General features: G+C 68.9%; 3 protein-coding genes. All 3 read right to left on the bottom strand.

The window, feature by feature from the left end:
- Window positions 1-39 precede the first annotated feature (39 nt).
- The 3 genes from ABZE72_RS16370 to metG are packed head-to-tail and all read right to left on the bottom strand — an operon-like array spanning window position 40 to window position 3,281.
- Window positions 40-609, bottom strand: coding sequence for a hypothetical protein (locus ABZE72_RS16370; RefSeq protein WP_372730101.1), 570 nt, complete (start codon window positions 607-609; stop codon window positions 40-42).
- A gap of 31 nt (window positions 610-640) precedes the next feature.
- The gene (gene heR / locus ABZE72_RS16365) at window positions 641-1,456 is read right to left on the bottom strand and encodes a heliorhodopsin HeR (protein WP_372730100.1); all 816 of its coding nucleotides are present in this window, start codon (window positions 1,454-1,456) and stop codon (window positions 641-643) included.
- A 28-nt stretch (window positions 1,457-1,484) separates the two neighbouring features.
- A complete protein-coding gene (gene metG, locus ABZE72_RS16360) occupies window positions 1,485-3,281 on the bottom strand; it encodes a methionine--tRNA ligase (protein WP_372730099.1) in 1,797 nt (598 codons plus the stop codon).
- Window positions 3,282-3,389 lie beyond the last annotated feature (108 nt).

The following is a 3,389-nucleotide window of genomic DNA, read 5'->3' as shown; positions in this document are numbered from 1 at the left end:
GCGACGGCGCGGCGAGCCTGGGGGTAGAGCGCCACGGGATCAGCGCTGCATCAGCGCGTCGAGGCCGACCGCGACGGCGGCGGCCACCCGGAAGTCGACCCGCTGGTCGGGCACGGTGACCGTGTAGCGGTCACGCAGGGTCATCTGTCGCTCACTGGACATCAGCCGGCTGCCGTCCGGGGCGACGAAGTCGAAGTGGACGGGCAGGAACGGGAGCTCGGTGAAGCGACGCAGCAGCGCCACGGCCTGGCTGCGTTCCTGGCCGACGCCGGCATAACCGGGCCCCTCGAGGTGGTACGTCGAGCGCATCAGGCTCGCCCCGAACTCCTTGCGGAAGAAACCCAGCGGCGCCCCGACCTCGTCGGTGATGTCGTAGCCGGAGTTGAGGTCCATCACCTTGCGTGCCTTGAAACCGAAGACGGGCCGGCTCTTGGTCGCGTCGCTGTAGAAGGTGACCTGCTCCTTGAGCGCGAGCCGCTTCTGCTCGGCGAGCCCCATCAGCTGTCCCATCGACCCGTCCGGGTTCGCGGCGTACAGCTCGTAGCGGTTGGTCGTCATGGCGAAGCGCTGCTTCACGAAGAAGGAGGGCAGGTACATCTGGGCGGTCATGGGCGGGAGCCTAGAAGCCCGGCCGACGGCCTCATCCCACCAGGGTGTTCGCGAACAGCTGCCAGGCCAGCAGGCTCTTGGCGATGAGGCTGAGCCAGATGTAGACGCGCTCGCCGACCAGGTAGTCGGCCCAGCGGCCGCGGCCTCGGTACTGCAGCCACTGGTTGACCGCGAAGCAGTTGAAGAAGACGAAGAGCGAGACGAAGATCCCGTAGACGAAGTTCGGGACCGAGCTCCCGCTCCCGACCAGGTAGACCGTGATCACGACCCAGGGCAGCGCGCCCGCCACCGAGCCCATCGTGAACGGCGTCCACCACGTCGTACGCCGGCCGGGCGGGTTGGCCACCTCCATCAGCCACCCGAACAGGATCATCGAGACGTTGAGTCCCGCGATCGCGAGCAGCGCCGCGAGGTCCTGGATGCCGGGCAGCATCGCGATGATCACGATCATCAAGGTCGAGGAGACCGAGTACTCCACCCAGCGGAACCGGTTGGCACCGTTGGCCAGCTCGCGCTGGTAGCGCGGCCACCCCCACGGCGACACGATCACCAGGTGGGCGATCGCGGACAGGTAGAGGAAGCTGACCGTCACGACCGCCAGCGGGAGGCCGAAGGCGACGTCGAGCCGGCTCGGGTCCAGGGCGAGCCCGGGCTGGGCGTTCTGGAAGAACGTGGTGACGTCGAGGGAGAAGCCGGTCGAGAGCGCCAGCATCACGGTGGCGGAGAGGCCGTGCACCAACCCCATCACCAGGTTGAAGGGCCGCAGCCGTGCCACCTTCCGGCGCCACTCCTCGGAGTGGTCCGCAGGAGTGGACGCGAAGCGGGTCGAGAAGTCCAGGGTCTCCATGACCTCGACCGTAGCGACCCGATCCCCGTCACGCTTCCAGGCGCGCGAGCTCCTCGTCGACGACGCTCGGGTCCAGCTTGGTGAAGACCGGGCTGGGCTTCGCGACCGGCGTGCCGACCACGAGCGGGTGACGGCGCCACGCCGGCACGTCGGTGTAGTCGCCGGTGATGATCGGGTACGGCGCTCCCCCGTCGAGGTCCTCGACCTCCTCCAGACGCGGCATCGGCGCGATCCGTCCGGTGCCGCCGAAGGTGCGGTCGACCTCGTTGGCGGAGAACGGCAGGAACGGGCTGAGCACGAGGTTGAGGTCGGCCACGCACTGTGAGACGACGTGCAGGACCGTCCCCAGCCGCTCGCGGTCGGCCGGGTCCTTGGCCAGCTTCCACGGCTCGGTGTCGGAGACGTACTTGTTGACCTCGGCGACGATCCGCATCGTCTCGCTGATCGCCTGCTTCTGCCGGTGCCGACCGATCAGCTCGCCCACGGTGGCGAAGGCCGACTCCACGTGCGCCAGCAGCGCCTCGTCCTCCGCGGTCAGCGTGCCGGCCGGCGGGATGGCCTCGAAGTTCTTCGCGATCAGGGTGGCGGTGCGGTTGACCAGGTTCCCCCAACCGGCCACCAGCTCGTCGTTGGTCCGGCGGACGAACTCCGACCAGGTGAAGTCGGAGTCCTGGTTCTCGGGTCCGGCGGCGGCGACGAAGTAGCGGAACGCGTCGGCCTGGTAGCGGCTGAGCAGGTCGCGCACGTAGATGACGACCTTCTTGGAGGAGGAGAACTTGCGTCCCTCCATGGTGAGGAACTCGCTGGAGACCACCTCGGTGGGCAGGTTCAGCTCGCCGTACGAGCCGGGCTTGCCGCCCTGGGCGCCCTTGCCGGCGTAGGCGAGCAGCTCGGCCGGCCAGATCTGGCTGTGGAAGGTGATGTTGTCCTTGCCCATGAAGTAGTACGACAGCGCCTCCGGGTCGTTCCACCAGGTGCGCCAGGCATCGGGGTCGCCGCTGCGGCGCGCCCACTCGATGCTGGCCGACAGGTAGCCGATCACGGCGTCGAACCAGACGTAGAGCTTCTTGGTCGGGTTCTCCCGCCAGCCGTCCAGCGGGACCGCGATGCCCCAGTCGATGTCGCGGGTCATCGCCCGCGGGCGGATCTCCTTGAGGATGTTCTGGCTGAACCGGATCACGTTCGGGCGCCAGGTCTCGGACGCCGCCCGCTCGTCGAGCCACTCGGTGAGCGCCTCGGCCAGGGCCGGCAGGTCGAGGAAGAAGTGCTGGGTCTCGATGAACTCGGGGGTCTCGCCGTTGATCTTGGAGATCGGGTTCTTCAGGTCGTGCGGGTCCAGCTGGTTGCCGCAGGTGTCGCACTGGTCGCCCCGGGCGCCGTCGGCACCACAGATCGGGCAGGTGCCCTCGATGTAGCGGTCGGGCAGGGTGCGCCCGGTCGACGGCGAGATCGCGCCGTACGTGGTCTGCTCGACGAAGTACCCGTTGGCGTGCACGCCGAGGAACAGCTCCTGGACGACCGCGTGGTGGTTGCGGGTGCTGGTGCGGGTGTAGAGGTCGTAGGTGACGCCGAGGGCGCAGAGGTCCTCGGCGATCATCCGGTGGTACTTGTCGGCCAGCGCCTGTGGCGTCACGCCCGCCTCGTCGGCGGCGATCAGGATCGGGGTGCCGTGCTCGTCGGTGCCCGAGACCATCAGCACGTCGTGCCCGGCCATCCGCATGTACCGGCTGAAGACGTCGGAAGGCACCCCGAAGCCGGCCACGTGGCCGATGTGGCGGGGGCCGTTGGCGTACGGCCAGGCGACGGCGGACAGGACATGGGTCATGGGCGTGATCCTAGGGAGCCCACCGTCGAGGCCCGCAGCGGGCCGTCGCCGGGAGCGGCCGCCTCCAGCACCTCGACCTCGTCGCCGACCCGCAGCACGGCACCGGGG

The organism is Nocardioides sp. (assembly GCF_041600255.1).
GTDB lineage: Bacteria > Actinomycetota > Actinomycetes > Propionibacteriales > Nocardioidaceae > Nocardioides.
This window is presented reverse-complemented; position numbering and strand designations above follow the sequence as displayed.